The 1509-nt window shown below is 75.7% G+C and carries 2 protein-coding genes and 1 pseudogene; 2 read left to right on the top strand and 1 reads right to left on the bottom strand.

From position 1 onward, the window contains the following. On the top strand, positions 1–388 hold a 388-nt coding region (gene tsaE / locus FOE67_RS25460; protein WP_182667170.1), incomplete at its 5' end, for a tRNA (adenosine(37)-N6)-threonylcarbamoyltransferase complex ATPase subunit type 1 TsaE. A gap of 40 nt (positions 389–428) precedes the next feature. On the opposite strand, the gene FOE67_RS25455 is transcribed toward tsaE, so the two are convergent. Further along, positions 429–1007 (bottom strand): tRNA threonylcarbamoyladenosine biosynthesis protein TsaB, encoded by a 579-nt coding sequence (locus FOE67_RS25455; protein WP_182667169.1) that lies wholly within the window; start codon positions 1005–1007, stop codon positions 429–431. Between the two features lie 243 nt (positions 1008–1250). Between FOE67_RS25455 and FOE67_RS25450 the strand changes: the two are divergent. Then, positions 1251–1509, top strand: a pseudogene (locus tag FOE67_RS25450) (hypothetical protein); the annotation flags it as partial.

The following is a 1509-nucleotide window of genomic DNA, read 5'->3' as shown; positions in this document are numbered from 1 at the left end:
GGGCATGGGGGTGCGCGGGGCGGTCACCTCCCCGACCTTCGTCATCGCCCGGGTGCACCCCTCCACCGGCTCCGGGCCCGCCCTGGTGCACGTGGACGCCTACCGGCTCTCCGGCGGTCTGGAGGAGATGGAGGACCTGGACCTCGACGTCTCGCTGACCGATTCCGTGGTGGTCGTGGAGTGGGGCGAGGGCCGGGTGGAGGAGCTGACCGAGGACCGGCTGCACGTGCGGATCGAGCGGGCGACCGGTGCCGAGGGTCCGGAGGGCGACGCCCGCCGGGTGACGATCGAGGCCGTCGGCGGGGGGCGCGCCCTGCCGGACGCGGACGCCCTGCGCCGCGCGGTCGCCGGGGCCGCGCCCGCGAGCGGGGGACGCGCGGCGGGCTGAGGCCCCCGACCCCCGACCGTTTCCGGACGAACCGGTGCGATCAGGGAACGACCACGACCGGGAAACCGATGGTCGCGATCGACCACATGATCTCGCCGTCCTCGGCGGACTGCCGGATACCACCGGTCCGTTCGGGGCCGTCCGGATCGGGGATCGAGCCGTCCTCGGCGGTGCTGAAGCCCACCACGGCGTCGCCGACGGAGGTGAAGACCACCACGTTGGTGATCGGCACGCCGTCCGAACCGGTGGTGGCCTCGGCCCGCCAGGTCACCTCGTACTCGCCGGGCTCCGGCCGCACCGGGCTGGGATACACGACGTGGCTGTGCGCCACGGTCCCGCCGCCGGGGGCGGTGCCGTCCGCCGCGTCGTCCTCGGCCCCCACCAGCCACACCCGCTGTTCGCCCAGCGAGTAGACCACCCGGGGGCCGGTGCCGACGATCAGCGCTGTCACCTCGGTCAGCTCCCGGCCGGCCTCGGCGAGCACGCGGTGGACGCCGGGCAGGAGCAGTTCGCCGTGGCGCCGGGCGTCCACCCGGACGGAACCGGCGAGGGTCCGGGTGCCGTCGTGCAGGGCGACGGTGACGGCGGGGGTGGCGGTGTCCATGGCGAGCAGCAGCACACCCCACAGCCTACGGCGTGCGGGGGACGGCACCGGCCCCGCCGGTCGCACCGTGCGGAGGGGCGGGCACCGGGCTGCTAACGTCGTTTTCCGACCATCGCACCCGGTCGCACGCGGTCGGTTCCGGCCGTTCCCGATCGGGTCGTGGCCCTTCCCGCGCCCGGTGCAGCCTCCCGGCGTCGGGAGCGGAACCATCCGATCACCCGAACCATCCCCTCTCTCCGGTGAAGGCGGCAGCGCATCGTGGCACGTGCTTCTGGTGGTACCGGCGGCTCCTCGGCCGTCTTCGTGGTGACCCTCACCGCCGTGGCCCTGGCCATCGTGGGTTTCCTCGCCTGGCAGGCCGCGGGCGCGGTGGAGACCCGGGGCGACACCGCGACCCCGGCGGGGAGCGGGGGCGCCGAGGGCACCGGGGACCCGGCGGACACCCCGATCGGTGACCCGGACGACGGCGGCGACAGCGGGGACGACGGGGCGGGCGGGGACGCGGGCGCCTCCGGCG

The sequence above is a fragment of the Streptomyces calidiresistens genome (assembly GCF_014141525.1).
Classification (GTDB): domain Bacteria; phylum Actinomycetota; class Actinomycetes; order Streptomycetales; family Streptomycetaceae; genus Streptomyces; species Streptomyces calidiresistens.
This window is presented reverse-complemented; position numbering and strand designations above follow the sequence as displayed.